The organism is Moritella viscosa (assembly GCF_900120065.1).
Classification (GTDB): Bacteria; Pseudomonadota; Gammaproteobacteria; order Enterobacterales; family Moritellaceae; genus Moritella; species Moritella viscosa.
This window is the reverse complement of the sequence record NZ_FPLG01000039.1, coordinates 160,450-179,800: the sequence shown is the minus strand read 5'-3', so window position 1 is coordinate 179,800 and position 19,351 is coordinate 160,450. Positions and strand designations below refer to the sequence as shown.

The 19,351-nt window shown below is 40.0% G+C and carries 15 protein-coding genes; 6 read left to right on the top strand and 9 right to left on the bottom strand.

Translation table 11 applies throughout. The features are described 5' to 3' along the window. Window positions 1–207 precede the first annotated feature (207 nt). From BT797_RS06920 to BT797_RS06890, 7 genes are all read right to left on the bottom strand, one after another. Window positions 208–2,034 carry an alkaline phosphatase D family protein gene (locus tag BT797_RS06920; RefSeq protein WP_075471433.1) on the bottom strand — a complete coding sequence of 609 codons (1,827 nt, stop codon included), beginning with the start codon at window positions 2,032–2,034 and terminating at the stop codon, window positions 208–210. 176 nt (window positions 2,035–2,210) lie between these two features. Next, window positions 2,211–2,969 (bottom strand): phosphoribosylformimino-5-aminoimidazole carboxamide ribotide isomerase, encoded by a 759-nt coding sequence (gene hisA / locus BT797_RS06915; protein ID WP_075471431.1) that lies wholly within the window; start codon window positions 2,967–2,969, stop codon window positions 2,211–2,213. 762 nt (window positions 2,970–3,731) lie between these two features. Continuing rightward, the gene (locus BT797_RS06910; protein WP_075471429.1) at window positions 3,732–7,250 is read right to left on the bottom strand and encodes a methylmalonyl-CoA mutase family protein; all 3,519 of its coding nucleotides are present in this window, start codon (window positions 7,248–7,250) and stop codon (window positions 3,732–3,734) included. Between the two features lie 54 nt (window positions 7,251–7,304). After that, complete coding sequence (locus BT797_RS06905) at window positions 7,305–8,459, bottom strand: dihydrolipoamide acetyltransferase family protein (protein WP_075471427.1); 1,155 nt, start codon at window positions 8,457–8,459, stop codon at window positions 7,305–7,307. Then, window positions 8,459–9,436, bottom strand: a complete 978-nt coding sequence (locus BT797_RS06900) for an alpha-ketoacid dehydrogenase subunit beta (RefSeq protein ID WP_075471425.1) — start codon at window positions 9,434–9,436, stop codon at window positions 8,459–8,461. The genes BT797_RS06905 and BT797_RS06900 overlap by 1 nt, the downstream gene beginning before the upstream one ends. Continuing rightward, entirely contained in the window at window positions 9,433–10,539 is a 1,107-nt protein-coding gene (gene pdhA, locus BT797_RS06895) for a pyruvate dehydrogenase (acetyl-transferring) E1 component subunit alpha (protein WP_075471423.1), read from the bottom strand. Before pdhA ends, BT797_RS06900 begins: the two co-directional genes overlap by 4 nt. Continuing rightward, a complete protein-coding gene (locus BT797_RS06890) occupies window positions 10,532–11,605 on the bottom strand; it encodes a Leu/Phe/Val dehydrogenase (RefSeq protein ID WP_075471421.1) in 1,074 nt (357 codons plus the stop codon). The genes pdhA and BT797_RS06890 overlap by 8 nt, the downstream gene beginning before the upstream one ends. A 718-nt stretch (window positions 11,606–12,323) precedes the next feature. Here BT797_RS06890 and BT797_RS06885 point away from each other — a divergent pair. The 4 genes from BT797_RS06885 (at window position 12,324) to BT797_RS06870 (ending at window position 14,940) form a co-directional block, all read left to right on the top strand. Further along, on the top strand, window positions 12,324–12,674 hold the full coding sequence (locus BT797_RS06885) for a hypothetical protein (RefSeq protein ID WP_045110054.1): 351 nt from the start codon (window positions 12,324–12,326) through the stop codon (window positions 12,672–12,674). Between the two features lie 161 nt (window positions 12,675–12,835). After that, a complete protein-coding gene (locus tag BT797_RS06880; RefSeq protein ID WP_045110053.1) occupies window positions 12,836–13,084 on the top strand; it encodes a hypothetical protein in 249 nt (82 codons plus the stop codon). A gap of 1,006 nt (window positions 13,085–14,090) precedes the next feature. Then, the gene (locus tag BT797_RS06875) at window positions 14,091–14,648 is read left to right on the top strand and encodes a hypothetical protein (RefSeq protein ID WP_052678296.1); all 558 of its coding nucleotides are present in this window, start codon (window positions 14,091–14,093) and stop codon (window positions 14,646–14,648) included. Between the two features lie 43 nt (window positions 14,649–14,691). Then, a complete protein-coding gene (locus BT797_RS06870) occupies window positions 14,692–14,940 on the top strand; it encodes a hypothetical protein (RefSeq protein WP_075471419.1) in 249 nt (82 codons plus the stop codon). 156 nt (window positions 14,941–15,096) lie between these two features. On the opposite strand, the gene BT797_RS24540 is transcribed toward BT797_RS06870, so the two are convergent. Then, complete coding sequence (locus tag BT797_RS24540) at window positions 15,097–17,160, bottom strand: leukocidin family pore-forming toxin (protein WP_075471417.1); 2,064 nt, start codon at window positions 17,158–17,160, stop codon at window positions 15,097–15,099. Window positions 17,161–17,409: 249 nt separating this feature from the next. Further along, window positions 17,410–17,769, bottom strand: a complete 360-nt coding sequence (locus BT797_RS06860; protein WP_339391039.1) for a helix-turn-helix domain-containing protein — start codon at window positions 17,767–17,769, stop codon at window positions 17,410–17,412. Between the two features lie 560 nt (window positions 17,770–18,329). Here BT797_RS06860 and BT797_RS06855 point away from each other — a divergent pair. Both BT797_RS06855 and BT797_RS24085 read left to right on the top strand, forming a co-directional pair. Further along, window positions 18,330–18,905, top strand: a complete 576-nt coding sequence (locus BT797_RS06855) for an HAD family hydrolase (protein ID WP_211705586.1) — start codon at window positions 18,330–18,332, stop codon at window positions 18,903–18,905. Next, entirely contained in the window at window positions 18,865–19,029 is a 165-nt protein-coding gene (locus BT797_RS24085) for a hypothetical protein (RefSeq protein WP_211705588.1), read from the top strand. The genes BT797_RS06855 and BT797_RS24085 overlap by 41 nt, the downstream gene beginning before the upstream one ends. The last annotated feature ends 322 nt before the right edge of the window (window positions 19,030–19,351 follow it).

The window sequence follows — 19,351 nt, the reverse complement described above, 5'->3', positions numbered from 1 at the left end:
AATACAATTATAAAGATGTTTTTATATGAGATTCAATGAATAACAATGAAAATTGATATTCCTCACACATTACCTTGTAATTACATCTAAAAATAAAATATTGTTTGGTTTTAATCGTTGTAAACTTACATCTATGACATAAAAAGCAGCATCATTGTTAATTGATACTGCTTTATCGTGAGAATTCTAATCGTATTTAATCAAATGCTAACTTGCTAACACAGGGATAATTTGTCGCTCATCGTGATGACAAAGTGCACTGTAATTCTTATCAGTGTCCTCGAAATAGTCACCTGATAACACCGTATTAACGTAACGCCAGTCAGTACGTACTTGCTCTTCTGTGAATGTAAGAGTCATGAAACCACGATCACGTAGGTTAGTGTATCTTAGGCTTTCAACCAAACCAACAACAGCATCTTGCACTTCATTTTGGAATACTTCAGCAATTTGTAAATAGTACTCCATGCCGGGTGATGATACAGATGCTGTAGCAAACTCAACACCGACAGCGTCACCTTGCTCATCTTTTAGATCACTTCCCCATGCATTATGTGTATCGCCTGCAACAACAACAAGATTGCTATTGCTTGCTTTTGCTGTAGCCAAAATTTCTTCGCGCTCATAAGCATAACCATCCCAAGCATCAAGATTCAATGGGATTGATGGCATCTTAATTAACGCTTTGTTTTCTTTAGTCAGTTTGTGCTGATTAAGTTTTAAATAAGCTATTTCACGGCGTTTTAGAGTCACATCGTTAGCTTGCTTACGAGCTTCCAATTCTACCAGTTTGTTAATTTCGATGAACTGCACAAAACTAAGGTGCTTATTAACAACAGATGCCGATAGATGCAACTTCCCCATTAATACTTGTTGCCCAAGTAACTGCCAGCGCGAACTTGATGTTTCAAGCTTATTTTGTAGCCAGCTGAGCTGCGGTTTACCAAGCAATGTTCTATTGCTGTTCATTGCATCGCCTTTGAATTTAATTTCATCAAAACGTTCTGGCAAGCCGTTGTGGATAATGTCGTTATTTGGGAAGAAGTAATCTGCATGATTTAACTGCTTATCACGTGCTAAAACACGAGTGTCTAACATGTGTAAGTCAAGTAAATCGCCAAATTGGAAGGAACGGTAGATTTCTAAATTATTACCTTCGAACCATGGTCGGATTGGTAACCATTCAAAATAGGCTTGTAATGCAGCCATTTTACGAACCTCAAAATCACCTTCACCTTTGTTATGGTTTTCAGCCCCGTCCTTCCACGTATCGTTAGCAACTTCATGATCATCCCATACAGTTATAAATGGTACTTTACGATGCAGTCCATGCAGTTTAGCGTCACTTCGGTATTGACCGTAACGAATACGATAATCTTCTAATGTCAGTAGCTCACCAGCAGGTAATACTTGACGATTTAACGCATCGGCATTATTACTTGCATAACCATCACGGCTATATTCATAAATATAATCACCTAAATGCAATACAGCATCAATATCGTCTTGCTGTGCAGCTAAGTCATAAACATTAAAATGACCAGCAGGATAGTTGGCGCAAGAAAAGACCGCGAGTTTTACTTGCTCAACTCGGCCTTCAGGTAATGTTTTTGTTGTACCTGTCATAGATACTTGATCACGAGCAGTAAAGCGATAGTAATAACGTGTATTTGCTTCTAAACCCATTGCATCTACTTTAACAGTAAAATCTTTTGATTCATCCGTTAGCGTTTCACCAGTCGTAACTAATTGGTTGAATGATTCGTCTAGAGCAACTTCCCAAGCCACTCGAGCCACATCATTACTAGATGTATTTTCTTGTTCAGGGCTAAGTCGAGTCCAAATAATAACGGCTGACTGTGTCGGGTCTCCACTGGCAACCCCATGTTTGAACTGAGAATCAATTTCAACTAAATTATAGCGTTCAATATCATCTTCAACCGTACAAGCAACTAAGCCATTTGAAAGAATTGCGATACCAACACCTTTTGCTGACGTAGCAAGAAAGTCACGACGAGTAAAATTCCATTTCATTGTAGAAACCTTTGTTTTAATTGTTATTTAGAATATTTTGATAATATATATGAAATGGATTATGTGGATGTTCTATGACAAAAATGATTAATTATGATGAAAGTTTAAATAATGTTGAGCCATTATTTAAATGGCTTTATGAAAAAATGCCATAAAGCCAACTGGATTAGTCAGTATTAATGACTCTGATTCCAATCAATACACTGCTGTAATGTAATACCAGAACCGCCAAATATGTCTAACGCACTGCCGATTGTTAAATCAACTTTACCCTTTGATAATTGATCGACTAAAACAAGATCATCAATACTACGAGCACCACCAGCATAAGTCACCGGTATTGTCGTATGCCGACCGAGTAAAGTAACAAGCTCTTGATCTATACCATTTTGCAACCCTTCAACATCAGCAGCATGAATCAAAAACTCAGCACAATGCTCAGAAAGTTGCGTTAATGTGTCTGCATTTATGATTGTGCTCGTGATTGTCTGCCAACGGTTAGTTGCAATATTCCAACCCTGCGCTGTTTTTCTACAACTCAGATCTAAAATTAAATGCTCTTTTCCAATTAATGCTTTTAATTGCGCTAGTTTTTCCCAACTAAACTCATCACCATCAAACAGATATGATGTAACAATGACATGAGATGCGCCAGCTGCTATATATTTGGTAGCATTGGTCAAGTTAACACCACCACCAAATTGTAACCCTTGAGGCCATGCTTTTAATGCTTTTAGCACTTCTGTTTCATTATTTGGGCCTAATGCAATCACATGACCACCGCGTAAATCATGTTGACGATAAATATCGGCATAATACGCCGCGTCATATTGACTGATAAAATTAGTCGCAGCACCTTGATCATTCAAGCTGCCACCAACAATTTGTTTTACTTTACCTTGGTGTAAATCAATACAAGGACGAAACTGAGTCAAAACAACACTCCTCTGTTTAAAGACTAAACGATCAATTCCTGATCGTAACTCGAATTTTAGCTAACCAGTATAACCAGAATTACAGCAGAATGCGGGGTTAAAAAAAATAGACTACAAAAATAAACATAACCAATTGAAAATAAAGTTAAAAACACATAAGTAAGACATAGCCATACGAATTATACTGACGATTTCAGTGTATAGATTTAAAACTGGTGTAGGACAAGAGTAGCGAAAAATAATAAATACTAAGGTATATGAAATTGGAGAAATAAAACGGTTAGAAATGGGAGTATAACGGACAGGCGTCGAATATTAGAAACTAAAACGCCATCTATAAATAGATGGCGTCAAATTCTTAATTCCTAGGAATTAGTAACCTATGTGTCTTGGGTAAGTGAATTTTGTGTTATATAAATCACCGAAAACAGGGGTTGTAGGTACTGAGTTTTTCATAAGGGTCACCTTCTAAATCATTTATCAAAAATCGAACCAAATGGTTCGGTTGATCTCGGTTCCTTGGAGGCGGTTTAACGGACTCATCCTTTGAGCATTTGTCTATCTTCTCGAGAAGATGTGACCAATGTAACATAAAAAAACAACAATGCAAGCTTTCATTTGAAACGTGTCACACAATAAAACAAACAACATTGCTTTTCATATTAGGGTTTAAAACATATGTATTAAAATGACTAAAGCCGATTTTAGTGAATAACGAGACTCAAATGATAGTGACCAAATATGCAAGTGTTTATCGATTACCTACATATTTCGACGGTATTTACCACCGACTAAATATAGAATATGCACCAGTTGAGACAAACTAGCGGTAGGTGCTGCATTCATTAATGCTTCAAAACTATTATTCTTTGATAATAGCGCTACTTTCATCGAAACCAATGCACACTCACTGCGTTCCTTATGCTGTTTATGGAATTGTGATACAGCCTCAATTTGCTGTCTTTTCTTTGCCTCTGGGCAACGTACTAACTGTTTCTCACTCATTTTTGTCGCATCGCTTTGATCTCGCTGTCCATGACTTCTAGACATGCAATTAACCCCGACCATATCAAATTTATCTGTACTTTTTAATTTCTCATAATACATACTTTGCTGTTGGATTTGAGCGCGTTGATACCCCGTTTCAATCGCCCCTAACACACCACCACGTCTCGCTAACCGATTGAATTCAGAATACACAGCTTCTTCGACAAGATCGGTTAATAGTTCAATGGCATAACTGCCTTGTAGTGGGTTTTGATTTTTATTTAATCCAAATTCACGATTAATAATAGATTGAATCGATAACGCACGATAAACAGAGTTCTCTGTTGGTGTTGTAATTGTTTCGTCATAAGCATTCGTGTGCAAACTATTGCAATTATCACAAAGTGCATAGATTGCTTGTAAGCTGGTACGAATATCATTTAAATCGATCTCTTTCGATTGTAAGCTGCGCCCCGATGTTTGAATATGATATTTCAATTTTTGACTGCGATCATTACCGTTATAAACTGATTTTAATGTGCGAGCCCATACTCGCCGTGCAACCCGCCCTATCACTGCATATTCAGGATCCATACCATTACTAAAAAAGAAACTGAGCCTTGGCGCCACTTCGTTTATCTTCAATCCCTGCGCTAAATAATATTCGAGCAAAGTAAATCCATTGGCCAATGTAAAAGCTAATTGGGTTATTGGATTAGCTCCCGCTTCACCAATATGATAGCCACTAACCGACACGGGATAAAATTTAACGATAGCATTCGCACTAAAATAGCTCTGCATATCAGCCATTAATTGAAGCGCAAAGTCCAATGAAAAAATACACTCATTCTGAGCAATTTCTTCTTTCAAAATATCAGCTTGTAATGTTCCTCTGACTTTATTGTAAGTGGCCTGTTTAAGCGTTATGTATTCATCCTCCAATCCAAGCAATTCAACCATTAATACTTGTCCTGAAATACCTAATAGTGCGAGCCCTAAGCCATTATGCCCCTCAGGCAGGGCCCCACGATAAACAGGTCTTTTCTTGGCCGTAATACCGCAAGATGAAAAATAAGATTTAATTTTTTTATTGGCTGTTAACCATAAGTTCGCTTGCGTTAAATATGACTCAACTTGCTGATCAATTGCAGTATGTAAAAACCAAGCCATCAGTATCGGCGCAGGACCATTAATTGTCATTGATACCGAAGTACCGGTATCACACAAATCAATGCCTGAATACAATACTTTCATATCATCAAGCGTTGCAATAGACACGCCCGACATACCAATACAGGCACAAATATCTGGGTTTACAGCAGGATCGTGTCCATACAAGGTATTAGGATCAAATGCCGTCGATAACCGAATCGACTTTTGGCCTTTAATTAAATAATGAAAACGTTTGTTGGTATCTTCGGGTAAACCTTCTCCCGCAAACATCCGCGTCGGGTCTTCATCATTGTGTCGTGTTGGAAATACACCCGCGGTATAAGGAAAGTGACCAGGGATATTCTCATTAAGCAGAAATGCCGTAATGTTATCCCAGTGATTTTCGTTTGGTCTGGCTACATGTGGGATCACGGTACCACTTAAGCTAACAAAATGGTCTTTATGCTCACCATAGGTTTGATGAGAACTGATAGTATCAACCCCTTCCTCAATGCGCTTTAACGCTAACTCTTCATCATCTCTAAACCAAGCCAATAGTGCATGCCTAAGTGGTACAGTTATCTGCGCAAGTAATTTGTTATAACGTAACCGTAACGGTGGTAATAACACCTTCAAAGACGCATCTGTCACTAAGAAACTATCCACATTGATATCACTCTCTAAATCAGCTTGTGGATAGCGGCCTAACTTAGAAGGTAAACAAGGGTCTCCGAGGTCACTTAACATTTGATAACAACTATGCAGTTGACGTACTTGTTCTATTTGCTGCTGATTTTGATCTGTGACTTGTACATAATGGTTACAAATAGCGGTGAGATAATCTGGCGTTTGCAGCTGTAACCGACTTTCTGTTAACGTCCAATCATAGTGAGGATATGTTGTCAGTATTTGTTGGTAATACGACTTTAAACCAGCCTCTGGTATAAAACACAGCTTCGTCATCAAAAATGCCATAAAACGACTAAAACCATGATCGTTATAATGGCTGGCAACAACGGGGAAAATAGGTAATTTGCCATTCGAAGCTAGTTCTTGCTGCTGGTTAAAACGCCATTGCTGTTGAATATCATTGTACGCATCCTCACTCCCTTGCTGATCTGCTTTATTCAACACCACAACATCGGCAAATTGTAACATTTCAATTTTTTCTAATTGACTGCTAGCGCCATAATCCTTGGTCATTAAGTAAAGACTTAAATCCACCATATCAACAATCGCACTATCACTTTGACCAATCCCCGCAGTTTCAATTAACACAAGGTCAAAACCTTGATTTATTAACATTGGCACACAAGTTTGCAATGACTGGCTCACCGATACATTCGCTTGTCGCGTGGCAATAGAACGCATGAACAAGCGGTCATGTGGCAAAGTATTAATGCGAATACGGTCACCTAACAAGGCACCTCCGGTTTTTTGCCAACTGGGATCCACAGCTAAATACGCAATGTTAATGTCAGGATAGAGCTGCAATAACGCACGTAATAATTCATCACTAAACGTGCTTTTTCCCGCCCCACCCGTTCCTGTGATCCCCACCACCAAGGATTTTTTAGCGGACGTAGTAGAAGTCGCTGTAACACGACTTGAACTTTTTAGTTGACCCTGCTCTATAGCCGTGATTAATTGCCCCAAATACATATCAGTTACAAGTTCAGCATCTAATTTTTTTACATTAAATTTTACTTGTTTTTTGGGTTCAACCGCGACTAAGTGTTGTAATAAATCGCTGATCATTTCGTCTAAACAAAGTACATCCGCACTGGTATAAACACGCGTAACGCCTTGTTCTTCTAATACCCTTGCTTCATCAGCTGTGATAGTCGCGCCACCACCAACAAATATAGCGGGCTTAGCCCCAGCGTCAGCAAGACTCGATAATAAGTAACTAAAATAAGCATTATGCCCCCCCTGATAAGAGCTCATTGCGATAGCATCAACATCTTCTTGTAATGCCGCGGTGACAACATCATGAACTGAGCGGTTTATGCCTAAGTGTATGACTTCAACTCCCCGCGCTTGCAGTAACCGCCGCACAATATTAATCGCAGCATCGTGGCCGTCAAATAAACAGGTCGCAGTTAAAATACGCAAAGGAAACTTGGTTGAAATCGTTTTCATTACTCTCCACTCCATTAAATACTGTCATAAAGGTGGCGTTACCTAGTTGCTGTATTAACTATCCAAGGCTAAATCAGTCATTAACACCGCTAAAAACCGCGCTGCTTCACCACCCGTAATAGAGCGATGATCAAAGGTTAAAGACAAAGGTAATAAGGTACGCTCAACAACTTGACGCTTCCCATCACCCACTTTCATATAGGCCAGCTGTTGAAATAATCGCCCGGTGCCTAAGATTGCAACAGTAGGAGGCATAACGATAGGATTGGCATATTTACCCGCCATACTGCCAAAGTTAGACAAGGTAATGGTATTGCCACGTAAATCATCGGCCGCAATTTTACGTTGTGATACCAATTCTTTGATGGTATTAATTTTGTCGCGCATCGCCTCAGCGCTATAGTTTTGTGCATCTCTGATCACTGGCACAAATAAACCATCTTGAGTATCAACAGCCAAACCTAGGTGCATCGATTTAATAATACGACGACCAATCGAATGACTGTCATACCAAGCATTCAATGTTGGTTCAGCTTCGCAGGCGAGCGCCATTGCACGAATCAGTCGGACTGTGATATCACCTTGAGTAAACCAAGTCGTAATATTTGCATCATCATGTATTGTCACTGGCACCACTTCAGCATGTGCTTGCGTCATCGCTTTTGCCATACTGCGACGCACACCTTTCAATGGCACTAACTCACCTACGTCCGCAAATATTTTGACTACACGCTCTACATCTGCGGCTGTAATAGTACAGTGTGCTCCAGACGGGGTCACAATCGCTAAATCAATATGATATCTATGCGCTAATGCCCGTACCGCAGGGGTTGCTTTTACCCCAATACTACTCCCCGATACCGATTGCGCTGTCTCTTTTAACTTAGTCTCAGATGTATGCAACTCTCCCACCACAGATGTCGACACTTTAGCCTGTTCGATTTTGTCTTCTGCTTTACTCGCTAATGTCACGCCCTTTTCTGAGAACTCAACAAGCGGATCACCTGTATGAATAATATCACCGCTTTGCCCATACAGTTTCACTACAGTAGCGGACTCTGGACACGGGATCTCAACAATTGCCTTTGCTGTTTCCATCGATACCATTAACTGGTCTGCCGCTACCACATCACCGGGTTTTATAAACCATTCAACAATTTCAGCTTCGGGTAGCCCTTCCCCTAAATCAGGTAATTTGAATATATGCATCAGAACTCCATGACTTTATTAACGGTGGAAATAACTCTCTCAACGCTCGGCATATAATATTTTTCCATTTTAGCCAGAGGCATAATGGTGTCATAACCACTTACTCTCATGACGGGTGCCAATAACGTCATCAACCCTTCCTCTGCAATAATGGCCGCAATCTCTGATGCGACACCACCACTGCGCGCTGCTTCTGATATGATCACACAGCGACCCGTTTTTTCAATTGAACTTAATATTGTGCTTTTATCAATCGGTTTAATCGTAGCAAGATCGATAACTTCAGCAGATATATTGCGTTCTGCTAACTGATCCGCAGCCTGCAATGTTTCATATAACATCGCCCCCCAACTAATTAAAGTCACGTCTGAGCCTTCACGCAGAGTAAAACACACATCTAACGGTAGTGCTTTACCATTATTTTCGACGGATTCAGTTTGTAATCGATAAATACGCTTTGGCTCTAAAAACACCACAGGGTCGGGATCGCGGATAGCTGCAAGCAATAAACCATAAGCACGTGCAGGAGAAGATGGGATTACTACACGTATACCAGGAAGATGCGCAAAGATAGCTTCAGTACTTTCACTGTGATGCTCTGGCGCATGGATCCCACCGCCATAAGGCGCACGCAATACCATAGGACAAGTTAAGCGACCACGCGTACGATTGCGCATTCGCCCTGCATGACATAAAAACTGATCGAACGCGGCATAAATAAAGCCCATAAATTGAATTTCAACCACGGGTTTCATGCCTTGTACCGCTAAACCGATTGCCATACCGCTAATGAGTGATTCCGCTAACGGGGTATCAATAACGCGTTCACGACCAAACTCAGACTGTAGTCCTTCCGTCGCGCGAAACACACCGCCATTAGCACCGATATCCTCACCCAATAAGATGACATTTTTATCTTCTGCCATTGCATCAAACAAGGCGTTATTGACAGCATCAATGAGAGTCATGTCTTTCATTCTTCACCTCCCTGCGAACTTGAGTTTCTGACTTGTTCTAATTGGTCTAAATAATGGTCGGGCAAGGTTTCATACAAGTATTCAAACATCGCAATTGGCGACGCGGGCGGGATGGCAAGATAACGCGCCACAGCAGCACCAATTTCGTCACTGCACTCTTTTTCTAGCTGCTCTATGCCTGTGTGATCAATAATAAATTCATCTAATAGTAAACTGCGTAGCCGTGTCATGGGTTCTTTCAGCCAAGCCTCCCCGACGTTATCCTCATCACGATATCGAGACGCATCATCAGCGGTAGTATGGTCGGATAAGCGATAAGAAATAGTTTCAATCAAGTAAGGGCCTTTGCCTTTCCTCGCTCTGTCGATAGCCTCCTTAATTTTGATATAACAAGCAATAACATCATTACCATCAACTTGCTCGCAACTGATACCGCCTGCAATGGCTTTTTGCGCTAGCGTTTCACAACTCGATTGTTCATCCCGCGGCAGAGAGATGGCCCATTGATTATTGTTGATAATAAAGACAACGGGGAGCTGCCACACGCCTGCTGCATTAATCGATTCATAAAAATCACCTTTGGATGTTGCTCCGTCACCACAAACAACGACAGCAACACGCGGCTCTTTCCGTAACTTCATCGCATAGCTGATACCAATGGCATGACAACATTGACTCGCAATCGGTATGGTACAAGGCATATCCTCTCGTGGTCCCTGAAAATCCATACCGCGTTCATCCCCTCCCCAATACATCAAAATTTCTTCCGGTTTTACGCCACGGATAAGTACCGCGGCCGTTTCTCGGTATGCTTGAATAAACACATCTTCTTCACGCATCGCTTTACCAATTGCGGCGCCGACCGCTTCTTGACCAAGGCATGAGGCATAAGTACCAAGGCGCCCAGTACGTTGCAGCGCAATTGCTTTGCAATCAAAAGTACGGGTAAATAACATCCAACGGTAAAACTCAACAAGCAGTTCACTGCTTACTCCCGTGATAGAAAGCTGCTGCAATGAGTCTGATAACCAGCCTGTTTCATCAAGGTATTGGGTATAACCGACGCGGAATGTATTTTCAGCTTGAACAGTATTTTTATTCATAATTAGCTCCTGCGAATGGTTCCGTTAGTATCTTTTCAGCTAAACCATTAGCCACATCAACCGTCGAGCTATTTTGTTGCTCTGCTTGGGTAAATATATCCAGTAATGTGCCATATAACGCCGCTAATTTACGCTGTAACACATCGGGGTTATTTAAGTAGGATATCTGTAATACCCCTCCAGAATTAATGACATAATCAGGGGCATATAAGATCCCTTTTGCAGTCAACGCATCAATCATGCTGCGACTTTGTAATTGATTGTTTGCAGAACCGGCAATGATAGAGGCATTTAATCTAGCGATAGAATTAGTGTTAATTACTTGACCTAATGCGCACGGTGAAAAGACATCGCAATGAACAGCATAAAGTTCATCACCAGCCACAACATCTACGTCAAACTCATTAATAAGCCGCTGCGTTGCCTCTTTATTTGGATCAGCTACTGTTAATCTAGCCCCGTCATTATGCAGTAGCTTAGCGAGGGCATATCCCACATTGCCCACCCCTTGAATCGCAATATGAAGGCCAACAAGCGATTCCAGTTGTAACTTAAACTTCACAGCCGCTTTGATGCCGTAATAAACGCCTTTCGCCGTATGTGGAGATGGGTCGCCCGAAGCTAATCCAGCGGTAGTAGTACACATCACATGCTTGGTTTGGCTGGCGATAATATCCATATCATCTATTGTCGTACCACTGTCCATCGCCGTAATATAACGACCATTTAGACTTTCGACAAAGCGACCAAACGACGTAAATAACGCCTTACGATCCGTTAAATGTGCAGGTTTTATAATAACCGCTTTCCCCCCACCAAAAGGCAGTCGATTGATTGCTGTTTTATAGCTCATACCCGCCGCTAAGCAGCATACATCTTTAACTGCAGCTTGCGTTGAAGGGTAATTAACCATTCGACAGCCACCAATAGCAGGGCCTAATTGAATACTATGAATGGCGATGATTGCTTGTAATTGTGTTTCAGGGTCTCGCCAGAAGTGCACATCGCTGAATGGATATTGTTCAGCCATGTCAAATAGATCTGTCGACTCTATAAAGCTTGTCATGAACGATTCTCCAACCTTGGGTTATAGATACCCTGAAGACGCACAGTTATTACATTTAAGTCATTGGGTATGCAGGAGGTTACTCTATGGATAACTATAGACACGATACGCAACACTGCCCATTCACAAACCTGTTATCGTGACTAACACCACGTCAGCAGTGAGAGTCTGAAAAATGAGCTAAGGACATCTCAAGCAGCTAACGTGAGAAGTAGCGAGCATTGTTGAATAACTAAGATTTCACTGTGTTTTAGTTGAGCGTAAATTTAGCAGCGGAAGGTTTATCTATTTTGTAACTCACTTATGCCCCAAAGTGTGTTAGAACTTTTACTCTCTCACAATATGTTCATATCGATTTGCCATACATTTTATCATGCAAAATTTACCAACTAAGTTAATCCTACTTATGTGTAATGAAAAAGACTAGATAGGCTGATTTTATACAGTGTTATTGGTATTTCGGTGAACGCAGTCTCAATTTGTCAAAAGGCAGTCAGGTTTATCTTGTAGCCTAGAATTAATGTCAATATACTCAATTACATAGCTAGCCTCGTATATAACTTACTAAGACTAAATAAATAATTTACAGGATGGCTCGTTTTCCCATAAACATGTAATTAATAAATTTGAAGTATAATCTTATTCTTCAATTGATTAATCTACTTTATTGAGGTGAATGAATTTGGGAAATCGAGAGTCCTGTTAAGGAAGGAAACCTATGCTAAATTTGTTTAAAGTGGTTGTTATTACTAATCTATTAGTAGCTTTAACTGTGTTTGTTCTTTCTCAATACATTACGATTTTCAACTCAACAAGTTTGATGGATTTCCTATTTTTCATCGTAATTATTATATGGGGAGTTGCTAGGTTAACTTGGGAGGGTAGTAGCCAAAGTCGTAATTGGTCACAAGATCTTGCTGCGAATAAAACCAATAAAATGGTTTCAGGTCATGATTTTGAGTCTGACTTTCATGAACAAAAAAGACAGAACTATCAATTTGGTTTAGTTATGTTTATATCAGGAATACCTGCATTTCTAGGTAGTATTTTATTATTAGTTACTTCCTAGTTTTGAGGACAGTTTTAGTTCGGGTATAAAAGCAATCAACACGATACTTATTACACTCATCGTTTTTGGTTTAAAGTATAATTGGTTTGGTCATTAAGGCGATCGCACGTGTTATTGCGGCGTTAGCTTAAATCCGTAAAATTGATTCTGGAGCGAATAACATGGAACCTGAAAAACGTTTTTGCAAAGAATGTAATGAAGAGGTCGATCATATTGGGGTTATAGTAAAGCCTCAGAATAATTCCAATATGGGAAGAAAGGCAAAGGTCAAAGAGTTTATATCTGCACTTGTTGCTGGCTGGGGTGCTGGAGGCACTGCTGGGTTTATGGAACTAAGAGATTTGCATTTAATATGTACAAACTGTGGTCATAAAATAACTGAAAGATACCGTGGTGATCTAGATTATTAAATATTAAGCTAACAAGCTGTTAAACAAGGATAAAAAACAGTTGACCTTGCTCCTTCGTCGCTAATTTTAACCAACTATTTTTCCTGTTAACAGGGCGTTAACCTCAAGTTAGCGATACTTTTCCTAATGCTAATAAGCGTTGTTGGAGTTATCGCTATAACAAGGTTTTGTCCACGAACGAGTTAGCTAGCCTAGTTAACTCAAAATTGCCCCTAAATGCCTTAAGTAACTGCTCACCCAAAATATATTCATATCGTTATTCCATACATTAAATCATGAAAAATTGATCGGCTGAGTTGATTATATTTATGTATTTATGGATAAAGAAAATTGTTAGATAGGATTATTTTATACAGTGTTATTGGCATTTTGGTAAACTGAGTCTCGATTTGTCAAAAGGCAGTCAGGTTCATCTTGAATCATGAAACTAATGTCAATATAATCAATTGCATAGATAGTTTTATATATAGCTTACAAGACTAAATAAATAATTTACAGGACGACTCGTTTTCCCATAAACATGTAATTAATAAATTTGAAGTATAATCTTACTTTTCAATTAATCACCTTTTATTGAGGAATGTATGAATCGGCTTATTCTCAACTGCTGGTGAAGGCTCAATACCTTGCCTAGTTATTGAAAGTTATGCGGAACATGACGATATTTCGGAGCGACTCGACTCCCCAAATTGGGGATGCTCAGAAGTTTGGTCTGATTATGCCCAACTTGGGTTTTATGTGTTTGACTGGAATTTACATGGTGGCCCCTATAAAAGGGAACGTGAACCTACGAGTAATATGGACACTGAGTTAAAGAGAAAATTAATGGCAATGGCTAGTATTCCTTCGTTACCAGTAAAGTTCACGGAACTAAAGGAAATGGCAAATGTGTAGCTCAGCATGTAACAAGTCAAAGCACTCTGACTTGGTAATGCTGTCCCCTTTTTATTCCAAAAAGCCGCCAACTTCACCAAACCGGTGTTTGGGCGTTGGTACCTAGGAAAGTATGAAGCAAATATTCAACGGAATTGATGTAACTTTGATAAACGAGCCTCATTATTCGGTCAATTCGACAGATAATATTCGTTCATATGAAGTTGAACTCTGTAGAAATAAAAAATACCGACATTCTTCAGCACATGGTTTATTCGTTGGTGATATCAATAGCCCTGAATCATCAGTTATATTTTTAGGTGTTGGCGGTGCGACAGGAGTGCACGAATACTCTTTCACCATTAACGACGATATTTGTTATGTTGCTTCAGGTGACTCTGTCTATTCTCTTAAGCTTCCCACACTAGAACTTATTTGGGTTAAAAAAGTTGATTTTGGTACTTGCTTTGGTATTTTTTGGGTAAGTGAGTACGATTGTTTAATTTCTTGGGGTGAATTAGATATACGCCGATTAAAATCCAATGGAGACAAAATCTGGACGGTATCAGGCCCAGAAATTTTCACAGAGGGTTTTGAGTTTGCTGACGACAGCGTATTAGTTACGGATTTCGACGGTATTGCTCATAGAATATCTATTGAAACAGGTCTGTCGGTGCAAGTCGGAACATAACAAGAATTTAAAGTGAGAGTGCTAACAGTTTGCTTGGAGAGTAATGAGTAAGGAAGTTAAAGTTAAAGTTGAAATTGCAATATATAAGTTTACTGCAGCAGACCATAGATACTCAGTTCAGAGTAAACTTGGTATGCCTGATGGTATCAGAGGTTGTTTTGGCAAAAGGAAACTATTTTTGATATCCCAATATGGCCAAGTAGAGTTTCACTTCTCTCCTCAAGGCGCCCTTTTACTCATTTATAGTGAAAATGAGTTGGGTGAATTGGTGTTGAGTGAAAAGTTTGAATAGCGAGCTTAAGCATTTAACAAACCAGTCCATCGGACTCGGTAAACGCAGAGAGTCGCAGCCAGCACTGAAATTCCAGTGCTAGAAAGGACTCTCTGCGAATGGCAAAACCTTCAACCAGTGAACTGACTGGTAAGGCAGCCTATTAATGAGTTCGGATTAGATTTCTATTATCTGATCACAGCTACTATTACCAATATATTCCCAGTCCTGACTGCTGCTTTGATCTGTTGGGAAGTACCCATACTTTTCTTTATTCAGGCGGAAGTAGTCATTGGTTTTCGTGTAAGGGTTGCGATAATAATAGACATCGCCAACATTGCCACTCTGGGAGTCACCATCCCACGAGTGGATATTACAGAACCCTGCTGCCTTGCCTGTATCATAGATGTTAGTGCTGAACGTGAACGTACGATTTTTACCTCCCCTCTCTGACGAATTTGAAGACAAGAACAACGTATTGCTCTTGGTCTTGGCTGATAATACCCGATCGTCGTACTCATTCTTCAACAGGTCATCGTTCCAATCCCACTGCTGCGTCAGAGATGGCGTACATTGGCTAACCCTGCTCAGGTCGTCGCCGTCCAGACACTGCGAAATATCATCGACTGACACATAGCGTCCCAGTTCATCGTAGATAAAGGACTGTTTAGTATCCTTACGATCACAGCCTACAAGCGCAATAGTGCCGTTATTACTGTGATCAACAGAGATACATTTATTTTTAAACGCACCCATTTGCAAATTCACCGGATTGCCACCTAGGAAGATTGCATGATCCCAATTCACTTTAAAGGTGCGCTCTACATTCACACGCTTCGGGGTAAAATCACTTCCCTGAAAAGTTCTCCAAGCACCAATACCAATGAAATGTCGATAAATACCCATACGGATTGGGCTAAAGTTGACTGACGTATCGATGGTGAAACTGGTTTTGCCTGTCTCATCAGAGTTAGCTGCATAGAACACCTCCATCTGAGGGGTGAAATTGCTGTAGCCAATTGGCTTGATCAGAGACTTGTTAATGATGTCACTAGGAACATTGGAGGTCAACTCCTGGGTGTGTTGGGTTCGAAGGTCGTTTGCTGATTTATATTCTTCTCTCTGCCATGTGGTGACAAATGTGCGATCATTGGGGGTGGATAATTTAATGGCGTAATCCGTTGTTTTATACGAGAACCATTTTTGTGAAGAGTAAGAAGCATTAGCTTCCAATTTGGCTTTCGGTCCATCTTTACTCACTTCAACACCAGTAGTTCCACCAATGGTGAAGCCTTCAACCTCTCGGTGTTCATAATTACTCTGAACATTGTCCGTTGGGTATTTATAAATAACCCTTGCCTTACCGTTCGACGAAGAGACACCGACCTTATAGTCAAGGGCAATAGCATCATAGGTGTACTGTCCTACCCAGCCATCAAAAGTACTACCGTTGCCAGGTTTAAACCGTAACGTTCGGTCAATGCTGTCATTCAGATGTATACCACTCCCCCGGGATTCCCCAGCCAGCGTCACACGTACCAGTTTTTTATCAGGCGCAGTCTGACTGCCGAATTTGACAGGGAGTGAACGCAAGAGATCCACTTTATAAATTAGAGATATGTTGGGAGTATCGCAATAAACCGATTTTTCTGATGAACCCCATAATTGCCCCGAACTAAAACTGCACTCCCCATCAGATATAGGACGGTTAGCTGACACATAGAAAGAAAGCGCCGGTGAGCCTTGTGACTTTTGAATGGCCTGCGGTGAGCCTTGTCGCTTTTGAATGGTCAGCGGTGCAGGTAAGGTTGTGATATTTGCTGTTTCCAGGGCACTGACATTAGGGTCTTCTGGGCTGCTGACTGGAGTATAGAGGAGTGAACCTTTGAATGCGGAAATAACAAGGAAGTCTTGCTCAAAGGAAATACCAGTAATTTTACTGACTTTATCGAGCGCACGTTGTTTCTGTTCAGGGCTGGTTAACGATGAAAAATCTAACAGGTACTTATTTTTATTACCGACAACCTCCTGTTCAATCTCCTGTAAGGTCAGTTTTTGTAACTCACCGCCTTCCTTTAAAAGCGAAGCTGCATTGAAATATACAACATTCTGGCTGTTAGTTAACTGTTTAACAATATTGACTGCACCATCCGTCATATTGTTTGTGACTTCAAAGGGTTGGCTTAATACAGCCGAAGATGCCAGCAGCAGTGTACTGAGCATAAATATGTTTTTTTTCATTTTATTTTTTCCTACTTATTGACCTAATATCAGATAATTAACAACCCTTGCAGATCAAATACTGGATGATTACAGCATTTATCAAGCAAATATCGGATGATTAACAACCAAGGGTATATATCCTGCAGAGCTTTCACCCTAAATACAAGTGATTATCATTATCGTTACACTTAGATACAAATAGTTGAAAGATATTACAAGTCGGACTGACCTTACCCGATTTTCGTAAATCAACGGCCTACTTCATACCTAATGTCCGACGAACTTTGGGCAAAGAGCGAGGTTGATATACCTGATGTTTGCGTTTGGCATGTGATCGCCACAGTCCATCCATTGACGTAGTGTTTCAATGCCCACAGAAATAACATGTAGCTCTGTGAGTTTTTCGTGTGCGAGAGTTGGACCAAAATCGAGATAATGGATTTGCACTAGCTCTAGAACGTGTTGCTTGAATTTATAAGAATGGTGATGGTTACTGAGCTTGCCACGTCTATGTGAAATCAAACCTTCAGTACCATGTTTTAAATATTGCTTCGTCAGTCGATATACTTGTCGTGGACTGAAGTTAAGAAGCGCGGCAGCATCGACGCCAGAGATACGTTTATCAATAACATTTTTGATGGTGTTAATTCAGTATATTTCAATATCAGCCATAGTGAGTAACATGGCACAACTCGATACTTGGATTAGTAACGACCAAGTATACCAAAATGTGACATTACTATATTGCACTTACAATTTAAAAACCGATCACTCCGTATAACACACGTTAAGGTTAATTGGTTATAGTATCAGTTAGATACCATCACTTACCCTACAAAAGCTAATGACTATCGGCTAGTAAAATAACTCTGACGCAGTTATGCCCACAAACAGGCCGGCTCACCTAGCTAACTCAAAATTGCCCCAAAGTGAGTTAGTGCAACTACTCATGGATATTTTATTATGCATCAGTTTTGTGAATGAATTGAAAACAAGTCCTGTGTTAGTTAGCCAAACTAAGGCTTTAATCGACTGGTTCGTATGTTTGTCCTTACGTTAAAACAGGGTTTGTATACAGGAGTAATACAATGTAGTTTTTTAACATGGGTAATAAACTGTTATGCATATGCACTACTTGTTACAAGGTGTATGATTTAACCCAGTTTGTTTGATAACGAGATAATGAAATGAAATTAGATGCAATACTGTGGGATTATGACGGAACTCTAGTTAATTCAGTACCCAAGAATATGGATATCACAAAAGCTATTCTATCTATCGTTGTTCCACATTTAACGGGTGACAATTTACCGAAGTATTTGCTGAGCGAAGATCTTTACCATGAAGCTAATCACGGTGCTAAAAACTGGCAAGATCTCTATGTAGATTACTATGGTTTATCTCATGATGAAATGATTCGAGCTGGGAGTATGTGGGCAGAGCATCAAGATAAAAATCAAACTGAGGTTACGCTTTTTGATGGTATTAAAGATGTTGTAGAGCGGTTTTCACAACTTCATCATGGTATTTGCTCTCAGAATTCACAAAATAATATTCGTCGTGTACTTAGACATAATGGAATAGATACTCCATTTAAAGCGATTGTTGGTTACGGTGACGTATCAAATGGTAAGCAAAAGCCTCATCCATTTGGAGGCATAAAATGCGTTGAATCAATTTTTGGTAATACAAATAGCCAATTGTTGATGTACAATGGTGACCATGAAGCAGACACTAAATTTGCAGTCAGCGCTTGGAGATAATGCCAAGGTAATTTCTATAGCTGCGGCATATAGTCGTTCAGAGCCTGAACGTTGGGAAGTTAAGCCTGATTACATTGCAAACAATGTTGAAGACCTCCTTTCTATCATCGGAAAATATGCATAGTATTTAAATAAAATACATCGAAACGATTTTTACACTCGGTATTTTCAGCTTTCCTTGCCGAGTGTTTATTATTCTAAGCGTTCAAATTCAGGCATGGTCTGCATAGTAACAAATGTTATCTGAGTACTAATTGCAACTTAACCTGACTTTTCTGTAATGCGAACAGTATGCTTTGAAGCTTAAGCCCTAAGCCATTTTTGTCCACGAACGAGTTAGCTAGCCTAGCTAACTCAAAAATTGCCCCTTTTTGGCTCAGAGTAACTGCTCACCCACAATATACTCATATCGACTTTCTATACATTTTATCATGCAAAATTTACCA